This window comes from Sporosarcina sp. A2 (assembly GCF_050858885.1).
Taxonomy (GTDB): domain Bacteria; phylum Bacillota; class Bacilli; order Bacillales_A; family Planococcaceae; genus Sporosarcina.
This window is the reverse complement of record NZ_CP193898.1, coordinates 2,319,295-2,336,362: the sequence shown is the minus strand read 5'-3', so window position 1 is coordinate 2,336,362 and position 17,068 is coordinate 2,319,295. Positions and strand designations below refer to the sequence as shown.

14 protein-coding genes are annotated in these 17,068 nt (G+C 42.2%); 12 read left to right on the top strand and 2 right to left on the bottom strand.

The features are described from left to right. Window positions 1-19 precede the first annotated feature (19 nt). Complete coding sequence (locus ACRPI0_RS11895) at window positions 20-529, top strand: heme iron utilization protein (protein WP_432352865.1); 510 nt, start codon at window positions 20-22, stop codon at window positions 527-529. Between the two features lie 25 nt (window positions 530-554). Continuing rightward, the gene (locus ACRPI0_RS11890) at window positions 555-977 is read left to right on the top strand and encodes a DinB family protein (protein WP_432352864.1); all 423 of its coding nucleotides are present in this window, start codon (window positions 555-557) and stop codon (window positions 975-977) included. Between the two features lie 54 nt (window positions 978-1,031). Here the strand turns inward: ACRPI0_RS11890 and ACRPI0_RS11885 are convergent, their stop codons facing one another. Continuing rightward, complete coding sequence (locus tag ACRPI0_RS11885) at window positions 1,032-2,726, bottom strand: PucR family transcriptional regulator (RefSeq protein ID WP_432352863.1); 1,695 nt, start codon at window positions 2,724-2,726, stop codon at window positions 1,032-1,034. Window positions 2,727-3,027: 301 nt separating this feature from the next. Here ACRPI0_RS11885 and ACRPI0_RS11880 point away from each other — a divergent pair, with 301 nt between their 5' ends. From ACRPI0_RS11880 to ACRPI0_RS11855, 6 genes are all read left to right on the top strand, one after another. Continuing rightward, the gene (locus ACRPI0_RS11880) at window positions 3,028-3,912 is read left to right on the top strand and encodes a DUF2877 domain-containing protein (protein ID WP_432352862.1); all 885 of its coding nucleotides are present in this window, start codon (window positions 3,028-3,030) and stop codon (window positions 3,910-3,912) included. Then, the gene (gene fdrA / locus ACRPI0_RS11875; protein WP_432352861.1) at window positions 3,909-5,462 is read left to right on the top strand and encodes an acyl-CoA synthetase FdrA; all 1,554 of its coding nucleotides are present in this window, start codon (window positions 3,909-3,911) and stop codon (window positions 5,460-5,462) included. Before ACRPI0_RS11880 ends, fdrA begins: the two co-directional genes overlap by 4 nt. Continuing rightward, the gene (locus ACRPI0_RS11870; protein ID WP_432352860.1) at window positions 5,459-6,883 is read left to right on the top strand and encodes a DUF1116 domain-containing protein; all 1,425 of its coding nucleotides are present in this window, start codon (window positions 5,459-5,461) and stop codon (window positions 6,881-6,883) included. The genes fdrA and ACRPI0_RS11870 overlap by 4 nt, the downstream gene beginning before the upstream one ends. A gap of 95 nt (window positions 6,884-6,978) precedes the next feature. Continuing rightward, window positions 6,979-8,148, top strand: coding sequence for an ankyrin repeat domain-containing protein (locus tag ACRPI0_RS11865; RefSeq protein WP_432352859.1), 1,170 nt, complete (start codon window positions 6,979-6,981; stop codon window positions 8,146-8,148). Between the two features lie 73 nt (window positions 8,149-8,221). Continuing rightward, window positions 8,222-9,673, top strand: coding sequence for a cytosine permease (locus ACRPI0_RS11860; RefSeq protein ID WP_432352857.1), 1,452 nt, complete (start codon window positions 8,222-8,224; stop codon window positions 9,671-9,673). Between the two features lie 30 nt (window positions 9,674-9,703). Continuing rightward, the gene (locus tag ACRPI0_RS11855) at window positions 9,704-10,162 is read left to right on the top strand and encodes a nucleoside deaminase (RefSeq protein ID WP_432352856.1); all 459 of its coding nucleotides are present in this window, start codon (window positions 9,704-9,706) and stop codon (window positions 10,160-10,162) included. A gap of 64 nt (window positions 10,163-10,226) precedes the next feature. Here the strand turns inward: ACRPI0_RS11855 and ACRPI0_RS11850 are convergent, their stop codons facing one another. Beyond that, window positions 10,227-11,084 (bottom strand): alpha/beta hydrolase, encoded by an 858-nt coding sequence (locus tag ACRPI0_RS11850; protein WP_432352855.1) that lies wholly within the window; start codon window positions 11,082-11,084, stop codon window positions 10,227-10,229. 492 nt (window positions 11,085-11,576) lie between these two features. On the opposite strand from ACRPI0_RS11850, the gene ACRPI0_RS11845 reads away from it, so the two are divergent. The 4 genes from ACRPI0_RS11845 to ACRPI0_RS11830 are packed head-to-tail and all read left to right on the top strand — an operon-like array spanning window position 11,577 to window position 16,915. Continuing rightward, entirely contained in the window at window positions 11,577-12,254 is a 678-nt protein-coding gene (locus tag ACRPI0_RS11845; RefSeq protein ID WP_432352854.1) for a response regulator transcription factor, read from the top strand. Beyond that, the gene (locus ACRPI0_RS11840) at window positions 12,251-13,330 is read left to right on the top strand and encodes a sensor histidine kinase (RefSeq protein ID WP_432352853.1); all 1,080 of its coding nucleotides are present in this window, start codon (window positions 12,251-12,253) and stop codon (window positions 13,328-13,330) included. The genes ACRPI0_RS11845 and ACRPI0_RS11840 overlap by 4 nt, the downstream gene beginning before the upstream one ends. A gap of 1 nt (window position 13,331) precedes the next feature. Next, window positions 13,332-15,056, top strand: coding sequence for an ABC transporter ATP-binding protein (locus ACRPI0_RS11835; protein WP_432352852.1), 1,725 nt, complete (start codon window positions 13,332-13,334; stop codon window positions 15,054-15,056). Beyond that, entirely contained in the window at window positions 15,053-16,915 is a 1,863-nt protein-coding gene (locus tag ACRPI0_RS11830; RefSeq protein ID WP_432352851.1) for an ABC transporter ATP-binding protein, read from the top strand. Before ACRPI0_RS11835 ends, ACRPI0_RS11830 begins: the two co-directional genes overlap by 4 nt. Window positions 16,916-17,068: the final 153 nt, after the last annotated feature.

Here is a 17,068-nt window from a genome sequence, read left to right as displayed (position 1 = left end):
TTTTCAGGAGGAATTACACATGGCTAAAACAATTGATTTAGAAAAGTACAAAGAGAGCTATTTGAAGTTCATGGAAACGCGCAAAGGACTTATTCTATCTATGTTAGATGGAGAAGGAAAACCATTTACAAGTTGTGCTCCGTTTGTAAAGAAAGATGGCAAACTGTACATTTACATAAGCCAAGTAGCTGAACATTATTACCATATGGAAAATAGTGAATGGGTAGACGCAATGATGATTGCGGATGAATCTGCGACTAAAAATCCTTTTGCAACAGAGCGTGTCCGCATTCGTTGTACACCGAAAAACATTGGAAACGAAGGACATGATGATATTTTTGACTTGTTCAATTCGCAGTTCGATTCGAAATTACTGGACGTTCTTCGCGGACTCGACTTTTCACTATTCGAACTGACACCGTCGATGGGGCGTTATGTCGTTGGATTCGGAATGGCATTTGATGCATCTATTTCAGGTGATGTATTCACACATGTAGTTGTCGACAAAAAGAACAAAGCAAACGTCTGAGTCTAACCAAAAGGAGAATGTTTATATGTCTTATACGACTGTACTCCCTATTTGGGACGCACTGCGCCAACGATTTACAAAAACCGCGTCATCCTTGCCAAGTGAAGATCTGAATCTGACACTAGGCAATTCATCCATTCGTGGACTCCTTTATCACACAGCGGAAGTGGAGTTCATGTTTGCAGAGTGGTTCTTTGGAAAATCAAAGCCCGAATATCCTGCACAAACTTCATCTGAATCGTTACAAGAACTTGTGGAGTTACTGGCAGATTCAAATGCCCATTTAGTTCAAGCAATGCAAGAGCTACCTGAAGATCAATGGGGTACTCCGGTTGAATCTCCAATGGGTTCTTCATCGCCTTTAGAAGCGGTAGGACGCCTAATGTATCATACTGGTATGCATGCAGGGCAGATTTCATTGATACGGAAAAATGCATCGCTTAACTGAACTATAAAAAACGCACCCTCCCAAGCGGAAGGTGCGTTTTAAAATTGAATTGACTTATATATTTTTATCAAGAATTCGTAGTATTTTTAACGCGATTTGAATTCGAAGAATATCTTCAGAATGTTTTATATCCAAACCTAGAATTTCTTGAATTCTGTCGATGCGGTAAATTAGCGTGTTCCTGTGAATAAACATGGCCTTAGAAGTTTCAGTTACATTGGAATTATGGATGAAATAATGCTCGAGAGTCGATAGATAAGCCGTACCGTTATCACGATCATGTTGGAATAGGGGACCTAAACACTTCTCAAAGAACTCTTCCAGCGCTTGCTCCTTGATGTTGGCGTCCAGTAAGTGATAGACAGCATAATCTTCAAAATGGGAGACATCACTTTTCTCATTCAATTGTTGTGTTAACCGAATCATTTCGTTCGCCTCTGAAAAGCTTTTGTGTAAAGATGCGATCTCATTGTACTGTCGACCAATGCCAATCATGAATCGCTCTTTTATCTTTTCAGAGAGTGCGACATGTAATTCGTTCGCATAATTTTTAACTTCTGTGATCGTATTTGCTGGAATATCCTTGTTATGTCCAATGAGCACGATAATTCGATTACTCCTATAAAAACATGTGATTTCACCATTCGCTTTATAGGACTGGCTATTCACCAAAGCCACACACTTCTTTGCAATTTTCTCCATTTTATATTTCCAAATGATCATGTCCTCATATCTGTCTACTTCACTTGGTTTGATATTGATGACCATACAATAATACCTGTACTTTGCATTCATGCCGTGTAGGTCACAAAGAGTTTGGAGTGTTGCTGGTGACTTTATCTTTCCAGAAAGTAAATCATCAAAAAAGTCTTGTCGGATTTCAAGTTTCACTTCATCAATTTCTTTTGCCTTAATGCGCTCCAGAGCCATAATGGTTGAGGCTTGTTCGAGAATGATGTAATCGAATTCGAGCAACTCACGAACTGTTTGCCAGACAATGATGTAGCCATAGACATTATTGGAAACAGCGATAGGTAAAATCCGGCAAACGATTTCTGCTTTGGGTGACGTAAAGAGTCGTTTAATCGAACGCTTCATTCCGCTAAACTTCTTAGGGATTTGACGAATGAACGGTTCATCGAAAACGGGCGTGTTGTTTGCGAGTGTTAAATAGGACTCCAAAGGATGGGGGTTGCCTGAAGACTCAGAGCTCGTTAAGTACTTCCAATCCTGATCTACGATAATGATAGGATTTTCAATAGTCTCTGCGAGTGTGGAAGAAATGAGTGTGAGTCCTCCACCTTCTAGTGATGTTTTGAAGAATAGGTTGTGGATATCAAGTGTTTTCCGGTTGAGTAAATCGTAACGGCCAGATGCTTTTTCATTAATAATTGAAATGACGTTGGACAACGTATAACTATAGGGTAATTCAAGAAGTGGTAGGCCATACTCGTTTGCCTTTTCAATCATGTTTTTAGGAAGTTCTTCAAAATACCGTTTCGTTTTTACGACTAGTCCAGAACAATTGATTTCGGATAGCTCTTTAATGATTCGATTTTGAAGCTCGACGTTATCTTTGAAAATATAACCGGTTGACAGTAATAACTCATTCGGAGATAACCAGTCGAATGCATCGGGATTCTCCATGATATTCACGAGCGACACTTCGTTTTCTAGCCCAGCTTCTCCAGCTACAACTCTTAGGCCGTCAATTGCATTTATGGTTAGTAAATCTTTGACTTTTAACATACTCTTCACTCCTACTCGCTCTTAGTACTTGTGCATATTGCACAATCGTACGGAGCATTTTTTGGTTTGAGTAAACGATGACCCTACTTACGATTAGGAATATAGTGAGGTTTGTAAGGTTCAGTATAGTTTAAAGTATTTGAAATAGATATCCCTTTTGTAGGTTTATCTAAACAAGTAGAAACTGTAGAAGACAAACTATGTTCCGTAAAGGGAGGCCGAATGATTGTGCAAACACATTGTAAGATTCGGTACGCTTCAAGATATCTGCTAAACCGGTGCTAGAAATGGAGTGACTATCATGATCCACGCTCTGTCAGGAGATCGGCATTTTCTCGAAATTTTAACACATAAGAAAATGACAGGATACGTCCATAGTACGTTTAAAAGAACGATTAATATTGTTTGTTTAGATGATAATCAGTTATACACAGTAGCGAGTAGTGATATTGATAATGCCCCTAACACGCTCATCCTCGATTGTGCCAGTATGGATGGCAGTGGAATTGGAGTGGATGATGAAGTTTATAGTGATGGGATAGTTTTCAGAATCGGAAATTCGCTCAGCATAGACGTTTCGGATGTTGAAGCTGTAGAACTAAGCTTACCAACATTTCCTCGAGACGCGGATCGAATTAGACGGAATGTAGCAATCATGAAAAAGAGAATTGAAGAAGTTGGGGAAAGTGGTGGCATAAAAGGGAATGCGACAAGCGAGAGTCCATTTGAATTGGAAGTATCCAAGATGCTTTCGGCTAGAACGGAATTACTTGTAGACCAGTTGTCATCAGGCCGTTTGAGAGAAGCTGGGGAAAGTGCGAATTCGATTCTTGGTCTCGGGCCAGGGCTAACACCTTCCGGGGATGACTATCTTACAGGTATGATTGCTGTCTTTATGGTGCCGAATCACCCAATACCAGAATTACACACGTTTTGTGAAGAAGTTGCAACTGTAGCAAAGACTGCAACGAACATCATTAGCTATAGTGCAATTTTTCAAGCGTCAAAAGGAAAAATTAGAGCGTCACTCGTCCATCTGTTGGCATGCTTGTTTACAGGGGAGGAAGAGGAGCTCTTACCCGCGTTAGAAGCAGTGCTAGCAATTGGTTCCACGTCAGGAACCGATATGGCACTAGGCATTGTTGCAGGAATTGAACTTACTATGAAAATCGGAGGTAACTTATGACTGTTCAAGTACTCGTAAAATCAAATACGTATATCGACTCGGTATCATTAATGTCTTTGTCCACAAAGGCGAACGAACTAGCAGGGATTGACCAAGCCATCATTGCTATGGGAACTGAAATGAATAAAGAAGTTATCAAAAATGTGGGTCTCATGACTCCTGAAGTCGATAGTGCAAAAACTAGTGACCTCATGATTGTCGTCAAAGCTGCGAATGACGATGCGTGTGAAAACGCTTTTACTGAAATTGAAGTGTTGATGAATAAGAAAAAAGACAGTTCTGTAGGAAACAGTGAAATTACGTATTCAACCATTCCGGCAGCAGTGGAGAACATTCCTGAAGCGAACTTAGCGGTTATTGCTGTGAATGGAGCTTATGCACCTCGGGAAGCACGAAAAGCATTGGAACAGAATCTGCACGTCATGATGTTCAGTGACAATGTCAGTGTTGAAGACGAAATCGCTTTAAAACAACTAGCCCATGAAAAAGGGTTGCTCATGATGGGGCCAGATTGCGGTACAGCCATCATCGGAAATGTTGCGCTCTGTTTTGCGAATACGGTCCGTAAAGGAACTATTGGAATCGTAGGCGCTTCCGGAACAGGCAGCCAGGAAATCAGTGTGCGTATCCACGAGTTTGGCGGAGGTATTACTCAACTGATTGGAACGGGCGGTCGGGATTTAAGTGAAGCGGTTGGCGGCATTATGATGTTGGATGGTATCCAGGCACTTGAAGAAGATGACGCAACTAAAGTGATTGTTGTTGTTTCAAAACCACCTGCACCGAGTGTTGAGGAAAAAGTTCTTGCACAAATTAAGCAATGCAGTAAGCCAGTTGTTTTTTGGTTTATAGGCGGGGATGAAGAAAAAGTGAAACAAGCTGGAGGTCATTTCGCCAAAATGTCTAAAGAGGCAGCCTTGAAAGCGGTAATTTTAGCGGGAGCTAATGAGGAGAAGTTGAACAAACGTGCGTTGAACCTTCAACTTATTGATGAAGTACGCGCTAAATTGAAACCGGAACAAAAATATATTCGGGGGTTGTTTAGTGGCGGTACGTTATGTGATGAAGCGATGCATATTGCAATGGAGAAATTTGATGATGTCTACAGCAATATTCAACGGGACCCTGACTATCGTTTGAAAGATGTAGCGGTGAGCGAAGCGCATACATTCATCGATTTTGGCGATGATCAGTTCACACAAGGGAAGCCCCATCCGATGATTGACCCATCCACTCGCATTGAACGCTTTAAACAAGAAGCTAAAGATCCTTCAGTGGGAGTTATTGTAATGGACTTTGTTCTTGGATATGGATCACACGAAGACCCTGTCGGCGTTATACTGCCTGCAATAATCGATGCGAAACAAGCAGCAGAAGATGAAGGTCGTCATTTGGAGGTTATCGGGTATATCCTCGGAACAGAATTGGATAGCCAAAACCTAGAAGGCCAGATAAGTAAGTTGCTTGCTTCAGGAGCGACACATGCAAGTAGTAGCCAAAATGCAGGATTACTCGCTAGAGAATTCGTTGTGAAAGGAGAACAACTATGAGTAGAATTCAAGAACTTTTCAATGAGCAATTGAATGTCATCAATGTGGGAATCGAATCGTTTAGTGAAGATCTTAAACAGCAAAATACACCAGTCACTCATTTGCAATGGGCACCTCCAGGAGGTGGCAATCCGGAGCTGATTGCTGCACTCGATAAGCTAGAAGAGCATGAGTTGCTGCAAAAAATCGAAGTTGCAAATGCTGAAGCAGTTCAACGAATTATCCAATCCCAACCGGTTCTTATTGGATTTGATCAGGCTATCAATGTTGTACCAGGTATGACGAAAACAACAATTCTCCACGCGGGACCACCGATTACTTGGGACAAAATGAACGGCCCGATGAAAGGTGCCGTAACAGGCGCTCTCGTGTTTGAAGGGTTAGCGGATAATTTAGATGCAGCAGCAACACTTGCAGCTTCAGGAGAAATCACATTCTCACCTTGTCATGAACATAATTGTGTTGGATCCATGGCGGGGATTACCTCCGCATCGATGTATATGCATATTGTTGAGAACAAGACTTACGGCAATATCTCTTATACCAATTTAAGTGAGCAAATGTCGAAAATCCTTAGAATGGGTGCAAACGATGAGAGTGTAATTGAGCGCTTGGTATGGATGAGAGACGTATTCGGCCCAATGCTACGTGACGCTATGAAACTGAATCCAGATGGAATTGACTTGAGATTGATGTTAGCGCAAGCGTTACACATGGGAGATGAGTGCCATAACCGCAACGTGGCTGGTACGACTCTTCTTATCCAAGCGTTGACGCCTTATATCATTCAAACAGATTACACCGTACAGCAGCAAAAAGAAGTATTTGACTTCGTCTTAAGCAGTGATTATTTCTCAGGCCCAACATGGATGGCAATGGCGAAATGTGCACTAGATGCAGCGCATGGTATTGAGCACAGTACAATCGTTACGACAATGGCTCGTAATGGCGTTGAATTCGGCATTCGAGTAAGTGGAGCAAAAGGGAATACGTGGTTTACAGGACCTGCTCAAAAAGTAATTGGGCCAATGTTTGCAGGATACAAGCCTGAAGATGCTGGATTAGATATTGGGGATAGTGCGATCACTGAAACGTATGGAATTGGCGGATTCGCAATGGCCACTGCACCTGCGATCGTTGCTTTGGTTGGTGGAACCGTAGACGACGCAATCGGCTATTCAACGAAGATGAAAGAAATCACTACTGCAGAAAATCCAAATGTAACGATACCTATGCTCGATTTCATGGGAATTCCTTCAGGGATCGATGTTAGAAAAGTAATCCAAACAGGCGTCCTTCCGATCATCAACACGGCAATCGCACATAAAGATGCAGGTATTGGAATGATTGGCGCGGGGATTACCCATCCACCGATGGAATCATTCGAAAAAGCACTTCTTAAGTTAGCAGGAAATATGTAACCGATGAATTAGTTCAGTTAGCAAATCTTGTTTCGTCGTGCACGTGTATCGCGGCGAAACGAGTATCTGATTGACTTATGGAAGGAGTGGATTTTATGAAGAACGAAGACTTGTCCTTGAAGCTATTTTCAAGCAGTGAGCAAGGGGAGTTGTCCGAAATCGAGGAACTCATCAAACAAGGCGTGGACATCGAAGCGCGTGATGCACAAGGTAGAACAGCATTAATGATCGCTACTCAGAAGAACCACAAAGAGGTAGTCGAGAAATTGATAAAGGCTGGAAGTGATGTGAATGCGCGTGATACCACATTGTTAACACCTTTCATCTGTGCAGCAGCAAATGGTTTTGATGAACTGATTCCATTGATGGTTGCGGGAGGAGCTGCATTATCTAGTGTGAATCGTTTCGGTGGAACAGCCCTTTTACCTTCCAGCGAAAAGGGATACTTAAAAACCGTTCAACTCTGTATTGATGCAGGTGTTCCAGTAAACCACATTAATGACTTAGGATGGTCAGCGTTACTAGAAGCAGTCATTCTGGGGGATGGAGGTTTTTTATATACAGATGTGATACAAGCCCTCGTCAGTGCAGGCGCGGATCCGGAATTAGAGGATCGGGATGGACGAACTTCAAAACAACATGCAGAAAATAAAGGACAAACTCGTATTTTGGACGTATTCGAATCCGGCTGTACGAGACAAAGAGATCGAATCCTCCAGGCAAAACTCTTACTAGTAGAGTCGTGTTACGAAGAGGCATTAGCAGGTCTGGAATCTGGGGCGCAGGAGAATCTCGAAGTAGAGGATCTCTACTACAAAGGCTATATTCTACAAGAAATGAAGCGGTTTACTGAAGCGATTGATATGTATAGTCAGGCGTTGGCAATCGATGCAACTAACTTACAGTTCCACTTCTATATAGCTAACTGTTACAGATTACAAAAACAACAAGACCGTGCGTTAGAAGAGTTCGACAAAGCAATTGCACCCACATCGAAAAACACGTTCTTCTTGTATCACAAGTCGAATTATTTAAGAGAATTCGGTCGCCATGAAGAAGCGGTGGCAGTCATGAATCTTCTGCTCAATCTTGAACCGACCCGATATGATTTCTCTTTCCATAAGGCGAATAGTCTTCGGAGTCTAGGGCGTCATCAGGAAGCAATCGATGCGATTGAAAATGCGATTGCGAATGATCCAGCGAACCCTTTGTATACAGCACATAAAACAAAGTCTCTAGAATTACTTCAACATAAGAATGATTAATCCCGAACACTTTAAAACGGTTTACTAATGTAATCGAGCTCTTCCATTATAGAAGAAGTAGGGAGTGTCCATCATGGAGCAGGCAAAAGAAGTTCAACATCTTAAAACCTATGAATCATACGGCTATTCAGAAGAACTATTACCGAAAACACCAGAACAGCGCGACTGGGGGATGACAAACTATGTCACCCTTTGGATGGGTGCAGTTCACAATATTCTATCCTACTTAACAGTTGCAGGATTTTTCGTCCTCGGCTTAACGACAAAACAAGTACTACTGGCAGTAATGCTTTCAGCAGTGATTGTCTCCGTCTTTTACGTATTGAATGGGTACTCAGCTTCACTTTATGGATTACCGTTTGCGATGTTACTACGTGATTCGTTCGGCGTGAAAGGCGCAATTATTCCTTCCATTGTTAGAGGACTGATTGCTGGTGTGGTATTCTTCGGGACAACAACCGTCGTAGGTGCAGAATCGTTGAATGTAATATTTGCTCGGTTTGTACCTAACTTTATGGAAATTGGAAATGGATTCAATTTATTGGGATTATCAGCTCCTACTATGATTTCGTATGCGGTTCTTTGGATCGTTACGGTCATTCTCTTTTTAGTAGGTATGAATGTTTTAGGGAAATTCGGTAACCTATCCTCGCCTATTGTGTATATCTTTATTACAGGGGCAGCGATATGGGGCATCAATATTGCGGGTGGATTCGGTCCTATTTTGGACTATGTACCATCGAATCCAAATCCAAGTATTTGGGTGTTCATCGCTTGTGTCAGTGCGTTGGTTTCAAACTGGGTAGGGCCAGTTGTCAATATGTCGGACTTTACACATCGCGCTAAACGTCCGCGGGACATGATCATTGGATTGCCACTAGGGTTCATCCTCTCGTATATCCTATTTGCAGTTACATGTGTTGCCCTCATTGCAGGAACAGAAATTGCATTTGGCGATGCCATCTTTAATATTGTGTTTGCTATCGATAAAATTGAAAATACGTTCTCAGTAGTCGTCCTAATTTTAGCGCTGAACGTTGGTGCGATTGCATTCTGTGTATACGGGAATCTGTTCCCGGCAGGTATGCAAATGGCTTCACTCTTCCCGAAAATTTTCACAGTAAAAACAGCTGGTGTGTTGACAGCTGTGATTGGGACACTTATTTTACCTTGGAAACTAGTTGAAAGTACAAGTACACTCTTCTATTTCTATAGCTTTATCGGGTCTATGTTCGGACCAATCGCTGGAATTATGTTATCAAGCTTCTATATCCAGCGGAAACGGAAGTTGGATTTGGATCGAATATATGTAGCTCCTGGTAATAATGGAGAGTATAAGAATGGGTATAATCCCGTTGCGATGACGGTGTTAGCAATCAGCTTCATTATTCCGATGTCAGGTGCGTTCTTGCAAAGTGTTCCGTTTTTAGTAACCATTAATCAGTTTGCATTCTTTGCAGGACTCATCGTTTCGTTCATCTTATATACTGTTTTAAGTAAAGTTTGGAAACCTGAAATGCAGTAATCGTTTTACATAATATGAGGAGGTTATCTGATGGATTACATGAAGCTTGCAATAGATGCGACGATTGAAGGAATGGACAAGAAGTTTGGTGGGCCATTTGGTGCAACAATCGTACGTGGAGGTGAAGTGGTAGCTGCGGTCAGCAATACGATGATGAGGGATACAGATCCTTCTGCACATGCAGAAATGGTGGCAATCCGTGTAGCTTGTGAGAAGCTCGGAACGATGGATTTATCGGACTGCGTCATCTATGCAACGTGCGAACCTTGTCCGATGTGTATGGGGGCCATTATATGGTCAGGTGTGAAAGAAGTGCATTATTGCAGTACAAAAGAGGATGCTGCAGAAAACGGCTTCTCAGATATGCACTTGCGTGAGTATTTAAAAGGTAATGATGACACAGTAGTTACTATGATTAAAGTCGAAGAACGGGAAGACTGCGATCATCTTTGGACACACTTTAAGGAATTAAACGATTCAGCAGAGTGAATGAGTACTATAAAAAATAAGCACCTAATGCCTTGAGCATAGGGTGCTTTTACTATGAATTCAATTAGATATCAAGATGAGTCTTAAGGAAGTGGATGACCTGTTGGAATGCTTGTTGCACCATAGGAGATTCGAAGTCCTTTTCAAATACATGGTCACCATTCGGAATTGTAATGAGCTTGGCAGGGATCCCTTTTTTGAGTAGAGCCGCTCTCATGTAAACCGATTGTTCGTAGGGAACATCTGTGTCGTCCGTTCCGTGCAATAGTAGAGTAGGGGGATAATCGCTCTCAATCTGGTGGATGGGACTAAGGGATTGAAGGGAGCAACCATCGGTACCAATTTCTTGAATCCATCGCCCTGTCTGCCTTGCGTATACATAGAACAAGAATCGTTCATGAACGGAACCTGTTGTAGGAATCAATGACGTGATTTGCGCCCGTGCGATGCTTTCTGGGATACGGTCTTTTTGTAAATAATGAGTGCTTGGTGTATGTGCCCAATCCGATGAGATGTCTCCATATCCGTAAAAGGAAACGATAGCTTTAGGTTTGGAAGAAAACGTTCCTGTGCTAAGTGCCAAGAATCCACCTGCTGAACTCCCTACAACTGCAATCTTTTCAGGATTAATCGTGAACCTTTCTGCACCTTCTTGAGTCAGCCAAAGAAGTGCATCTTGTACGTCTTCCAGGATGTCGGATAAGGTAGACTCTGGAGATAATCGGTAGTCGATTGAAAATAGTGCAAAGCCTGCTTCTGTATAAAACTTCCGGAGGTCTTCGCTAAGCTCTGAACGGCTTCCCCAGATGAACCCTCCGCCATGTATGTATAGAATAACAGAGGCATTTGCACGATCTGTCGGATAGAAATCAGCTTGAATTTCAAACAGGGGTGTTTTTTTATAGAGGACAGTTGTTTTCATAAAGCTCCCACATCCATTTCTTTCTGAAATCCATTACCTTTGGTGTAAAAATACGTCTAACTTGGTGTTATAAAAAAACGCACCTTCCACTTGGGAAGGTGCGTTTTAATTATGGCCGCCTTTGCCGTACTACGATTCATAGAAAGTTTTAAACCACCACTCCTCAAAGTGGGTGTTCGCAGAACTGTTCCTGTCTGTCCAACCATAAAATGATTGGTTTGCCATTTCCAGTTCTATATAAAACTCCCTTTTACAGCTTAAAGGTTAAAACTTTATGGGAATACGAACAATGCAGCTTATGTACTTATCTTACTGCTACGATAGACGAAATGCAATGGAAATGTTTGTGTGAGGGTGAAGGCGACGAGAATAGGGAAGATAAGTTTTAATAAGTTTATACTGAGTTTACAAAAGTGTATTATTATAAAACCAAGTGAGCCGATGAAGATTGCTTTTATCAGCAGCGGATAAATGCGAAGGAGGGATTAGGCTATGGCAAAAGTGTTAGTTGTAGACGATGACCCGTATATGAGAGAGCTCGTTAAACTCTTTTTACTTCCTGAAGGATTTGAAGTAGCCACTGCATGCGACGGAATAGAAGCGTTAGCGAAGCTTGAGTCATTCAAGGCAGACTTAGTCATCTTGGATATCATGATGCCGAATATGGATGGTTGGGAGTTATGCCGTGAATTACGTAAATCCTATGATATGCCATTGCTTATGCTCACTGCAAAAGGGGATATGACACAAAAAGTGAAGGGATTCGAACTGGGAACAGACGATTATCTCGTCAAGCCCTTTGAGCCTGTTGAGTTGGTTGTTAGAGTCAAAGCATTGTTAAAACGTTATCGAATCGCGATTTCACAAACTGTAATCGTGGGTAGTCTCACCATGAATCGAAAAACCTTTGAAGTTGAGCTAGCTGGAGAACGTTTGGAACTTCCGCTTAAGGAATTTGAATTGCTTTTTTTGCTGGCCAGCTATCCAGGTAAAACATTTTCGAGGGAGCAGTTAATTGAAACGATTTGGGGATATGACTATGAAGGAACGGATAGGACCGTTGACGTTCACATAAACCGTTTGCGAGAGCGATTTCCTGGTTCAATTGGAACAGATTTAAAAATTACAACAGTCCGAGGCTTAGGATATCGCTTAGAGGCCATTGCATGAAAAAAACCGTTCATATCCTCAAAGTAGTTGCCTCGTTTTTGGTACTGATTTTGCTGTATTCGGCGCTTGTGAACTTTGGATTCCCATACGTTAGTGATGCATTCAACTTCCACTTAACTGATTTTAGCATGGGGTTCATTAAAACGAACCTAACGATCTTTTTATTCTTCCTAACGATTTGGTTAATATCCTCGGCAGGAGCATCACGTCGTTTAGAGTTTCTAACATCTATTATTGATGCAATGAAAAGAATCTCAACGGGTGATTTTAATGTGCAGCTGAATCACCAGTTTGGTCATGCGAAAAATCATCCTTTCGAAAAGTTTGTGGAAGGCATCAATGACATGGCCGTGGAGTTGAAAGAGCTAGAGGAGATGCGGCAAGAGTTCATTTCCAATGTTTCGCACGAAATTCAATCTCCGCTCGCTTCAATAAGTGGTTTTGCGAGGGTGTTAAAACGAAGTGAATTGGCCCCTGAAGATCGTGATCATTACTTGAATATCATTGAGACGGAAAGTTTACGTCTCGCTCATTTGAGTGACAATCTGTTAAAACTAACATCTATGGAGTCGGATCGGTATCCGTTTGACATGAAGACATATCGATTAGATCAGCAAATCCGGAAAGTGATTCTTTCTTGTGAGCCGCAATGGCTGGCAAAGTCACTTCAGTTGGATATCTCATTAGATGAATTCGACGTGCGTGCAGACGAAGAACTTATGGATCAAGTCTGGCTGAACCTCATTACGAATAGCATTAAATTCACGCCAGAGGGTGGAACACTCGCTGTTACCCTTCGTAAACAGAATGAAGACGCGGTCGTGACGATTGTCGATACAGGCATCGGAATTAGTTTGGAACATCAAGAACACATATTTGAGCGTTTTTATAAAGCAGATCCATCCAGAAACCGTGCTCTTGGTGGCAGTGGGCTCGGATTGTCCATTGTAAAGAAAATCATTGATATGCACGAAGGCTCTATTGAAGTGGAAAGTAGAAATGATGAAGGAACTGTATTCATCATTCACTTACCGATTTCAAATGGACACTTAGAAAATGAAGTAGGGAGTCAGTAGAATGATAAAATTATTAAAGAATTTATCCGTATATAAGTGGCTCGTTGTTGCGATTGTGGGATTGGTATTTATCCAATCGATGGCGGATTTGTTCCTTCCTACACTAATGGCGGATATTATCGATAAAGGGGTAGTCGCAGGAGATATCCCGTATATATGGAAAATCGGCGGTGCGATGCTCGGTGTCACTGCAGTAAGTGCACTGGCAGCGATTGTTGCTAGTTATTTCTCCTCAAAAGCAGCACTCGGAATGGGTCGTGACATCCGGCATAAAGTATTCCGACACGTTGAAAGTTTTTCACTACAAGAGTTTGATAAGCTCGGAACAGCGTCTTTAATCACTAGAACGACGAATGACATTACGCAAATTCAGCAAGTCGTTATTATGATGCTTCGCATGGTCATTAGTGCCCCAATCATGTTAGTCGGCGGGCTAATTATGGCACTGTCAAAAGACGCGAAATTATCGCTAGTAATTGTAGCGGCGATGCCAGTGCTAATCGTAACAATCGTCTTGATATTGAAAAAAGGTGTACCGTTATTTCAAACTGTACAAAAACGAATCGATCGTCTCAATTTAGTATTCCGAGAAAATTTAACGGGAATCCGAGTAGTCCGGACATTCAATCGTGAGAAAGAAGAGCAAGAGCGACTTCAGAATGCGAATAAAGATTTAACGGATGTCTCTATTAAAGTAAACAAATTGATGGCGTTCATGATGCCGACAATGATGCTCGTCATGAACTTAACAGTTGTAGGAATTATTTGGTTCGGAGGATTGCGTATTGACAGCGGGGCAATGCAAATCGGTGATTTAATGGCGTATATCCAATATGTCATGATGATCATGTTTTCGCTCGTGACAGCTTCGATGATGTTCATTATGATTCCGCGTGCAGCAGTTTCAGCTAAACGAATTAACGAAGTGCTGGATATGGAGCCAACGTTTTTGGATGAAGGAACGTTGAAAGCTGATAAAGAGCCAGGAACCTTGGAATTCGATCATGTATCGTTTTACTATCCAGGTGCGGATGAACCTGCACTAACGGACATTAGTTTTAAAGCAAAAGCAGGTGAAGTGACAGCAATCATTGGTGGTACAGGTTCAGGGAAAACGACACTGGTCAACTTGATACCCCGGTTTTACGAAGTATCAAGCGGAGCGATTTCTATTAATGGAGTCAACAGTAAAAAGTCTTCTCAAGACGAGATTCGTTCGAAGATTGGTTTTGTGCCGCAAAAAGCAACGCTGTTTTCAGGAACGATTGCTGAGAATATTCGCTTCGGAAAAGAAGAAGCAACCGAGTCTGAAATTGAGCACGCAGCACGTATTGCGCAAGCGGAAGACTTTGTTTCTAAAATGGAAAAAGGATATGAGTCTGAAATTACACAAGGCGGATCGAACTTGTCAGGTGGACAGAAGCAAAGGTTGTCAATTGCCCGGGCACTCGTCCGCAAACCAGATATTTATATATTCGACGACAGCTTTTCAGCATTGGACTACAAAACAGATGCTAATTTACGAGCATCGTTAAAAGAAGAAACGAACGAAGCGACAGTTGTAATCGTTGCACAACGGGTTAGTACGGTCATCGATGCCGATCAAATCCTTGTACTGGATCGGGGACAAATCGCTGGAATCGGCACACATAACGAGCTTCTTGAAACGAACGATGTGTACCGAGAAATCGTCGAATCTCAACTTGCAGAGGAGGAAATCGCATGAGTGAGAAGAGACAGCAACACGGACGCGGTGGCGGACCGATGGGTGGACCTGGCGGCGGCAACATGATGATGGCCGGAAGAAAGGCGAAAGACTTCAAAGGAACGTTACGCCGTCTATTAGGATATTTAAAGCCACGTAGAAATCAATTAATTGCTGTGTTCGTAGCAGCCATACTCAGTACGTTATTCAGTATTGCGGGACCTAAAATAATGGGGAACGCCATTACGGAAATCTTTACAGGTGCTTACGGAAAGCTGACGGGTGTCCCTGGAGCAATGATTCACTTTGATGTAGTTGGAAAGATATTGCTTCTGTTAGGCGGTTTATATGTATTCAGCAGCGTATTCACTTACCTGCAACAGTTCATCATGTCCGGGGTATCACAAAAAACAGTCTATGATTTGCGAGAAGATGTGAACCATAAACTCGAAAAACTACCGCTAAAGTATTTCGATGGTCACCCAGTGGGTGATACATTGAGTCGTGTGACCAATGATATTGACACAATTGGAAGTACGCTGCAGCAAAGTATCACACAATTCATCACATCGATCATTACGCTGGTCGGGATACTTGTGATGATGCTGACGATTAGTCCATGGTTAACGTTAATTGCACTTGTCAGTTTGCCACTTTCTATTTTTGTCATTCGACCGCTCTTAAAACGTTCACAGAAGTATTTTAAAAAGCAGCAGAAGACGTTAGGGCAATTGAATGGTCACATTGAAGAAATGTACACAGGTCATCAAGTGGTGAAAGTGTTCGGGCATGAAAAAAAGGCGATTGAAGAATTTGTTGAAGTGAATGAGGAGTTATATGATGCAGGGCGTCGGGCTCAATTTATCTCTGGAATTATCCAGCCGATGATGTCCCTGATTGGAAACCTTGGTTATGTGCTCATCTGTATTGTTGGTGGAATTCTTGTGACACAACGAACCATCTCGATTGGTGACATTCAAGCGTTCATCACGTATACGCGTCAATTCTCACAACCAATCATGCAAACCGCAAACATTGCGAACATCATTCAGTCCACCGTAGCGGCGGCTGAGCGTGTGTTTGAATTATTGGATGAAGAAGAAGAAATTCCAGAAGTTATCCATGCAATATTGAAAGAAGCAAAAGGTGAAGTTGCGTTTGAACACGTCGATTTCGGATATGACGATCAGTTACTAATCGAAGACATGAACATCCACGTGCATCCTGGCCAAACCGTCGCAATTGTCGGGCCAACGGGTGCTGGTAAAACAACGCTCATCAATTTATTGATGCGTTTTTATGAGTTGAATGGCGGTGCCATTAAAGTGGACGGGATTGATACAAGAGAGTTGTCGAGGATGGATCTCCGTACAACGTTTGGAATGGTGCTCCAAGATACGTGGCTATTTAATGGAACGATTAAGGAGAACATTGCTTACGGTAAAAAGGGAGCAACTGATGAAGAAATTATTGAGGCTGCGACAGCCGCGCGAGCGGATCACTTCATCCGAACGCTTCCTGACGGCTATGATACAATCTTGAACGAATCGGTATCTAATATCTCTCAAGGTCAGAAACAGCTAATTACCATTGCTCGTGCAGTCTTAGCAGACCCATCTATTATGATCTTGGATGAAGCGACTTCTAGTGTCGATACGCGAACAGAATTGCTAATTCAACAAGCGATGAATCGGTTAATGGAAGGACGCACGAGCTTTGTGATTGCACATAGACTTTCAACCATACGGGATGCCAATCTGATTTTGGTGATGGACGAAGGACGTGTGATTGAACAAGGTACTCACGATGAGCTATTGGAAGCAGAAGGTTTCTATGCGGACCTTTACAATAGCCAGTTCTCCACTAAACCAGCGGTATAAAAAAAGCCAACGCTTGTAAACATACAAGCGTTGGCTTTTTGAATCTTTACGTTAATAATGTTTTTCTCTCTCCGACTCATCCCTGTGATTATTCGTCATAGGTTCCTGTTTCGGAGTTAAATTCCCGATTTCGGATAACTCCAATGAAATTTC

What these genes read in the sequence shown, in the direction of transcription:
- ACRPI0_RS11895 (WP_432352865.1), top strand. Translation starts at nt 20, where the DNA reads ATGGCTAAAACAATTGATTTAGAAAAGTACAAAGAGAGCTATTTGAAG.
- ACRPI0_RS11890 (WP_432352864.1), top strand. Translation starts at nt 555, where the DNA reads ATGTCTTATACGACTGTACTCCCTATTTGGGACGCACTGCGCCAACGA.
- ACRPI0_RS11885 (WP_432352863.1), bottom strand. Translation starts at nt 2,726, where the DNA reads ATGTTAAAAGTCAAAGATTTACTAACCATAAATGCAATTGACGGCCTA.
- ACRPI0_RS11880 (WP_432352862.1), top strand. Translation starts at nt 3,028, where the DNA reads ATGATCCACGCTCTGTCAGGAGATCGGCATTTTCTCGAAATTTTAACA.
- fdrA (WP_432352861.1), top strand. Translation starts at nt 3,909, where the DNA reads ATGACTGTTCAAGTACTCGTAAAATCAAATACGTATATCGACTCGGTA.
- ACRPI0_RS11870 (WP_432352860.1), top strand. Translation starts at nt 5,459, where the DNA reads ATGAGTAGAATTCAAGAACTTTTCAATGAGCAATTGAATGTCATCAAT.
- ACRPI0_RS11865 (WP_432352859.1), top strand. Translation starts at nt 6,979, where the DNA reads ATGAAGAACGAAGACTTGTCCTTGAAGCTATTTTCAAGCAGTGAGCAA.
- ACRPI0_RS11860 (WP_432352857.1), top strand. Translation starts at nt 8,222, where the DNA reads ATGGAGCAGGCAAAAGAAGTTCAACATCTTAAAACCTATGAATCATAC.
- ACRPI0_RS11855 (WP_432352856.1), top strand. Translation starts at nt 9,704, where the DNA reads ATGGATTACATGAAGCTTGCAATAGATGCGACGATTGAAGGAATGGAC.
- ACRPI0_RS11850 (WP_432352855.1), bottom strand. Translation starts at nt 11,084, where the DNA reads ATGAAAACAACTGTCCTCTATAAAAAAACACCCCTGTTTGAAATTCAA.
- ACRPI0_RS11845 (WP_432352854.1), top strand. Translation starts at nt 11,577, where the DNA reads ATGGCAAAAGTGTTAGTTGTAGACGATGACCCGTATATGAGAGAGCTC.
- ACRPI0_RS11840 (WP_432352853.1), top strand. Translation starts at nt 12,251, where the DNA reads ATGAAAAAAACCGTTCATATCCTCAAAGTAGTTGCCTCGTTTTTGGTA.
- ACRPI0_RS11835 (WP_432352852.1), top strand. Translation starts at nt 13,332, where the DNA reads ATGATAAAATTATTAAAGAATTTATCCGTATATAAGTGGCTCGTTGTT.
- ACRPI0_RS11830 (WP_432352851.1), top strand. Translation starts at nt 15,053, where the DNA reads ATGAGTGAGAAGAGACAGCAACACGGACGCGGTGGCGGACCGATGGGT.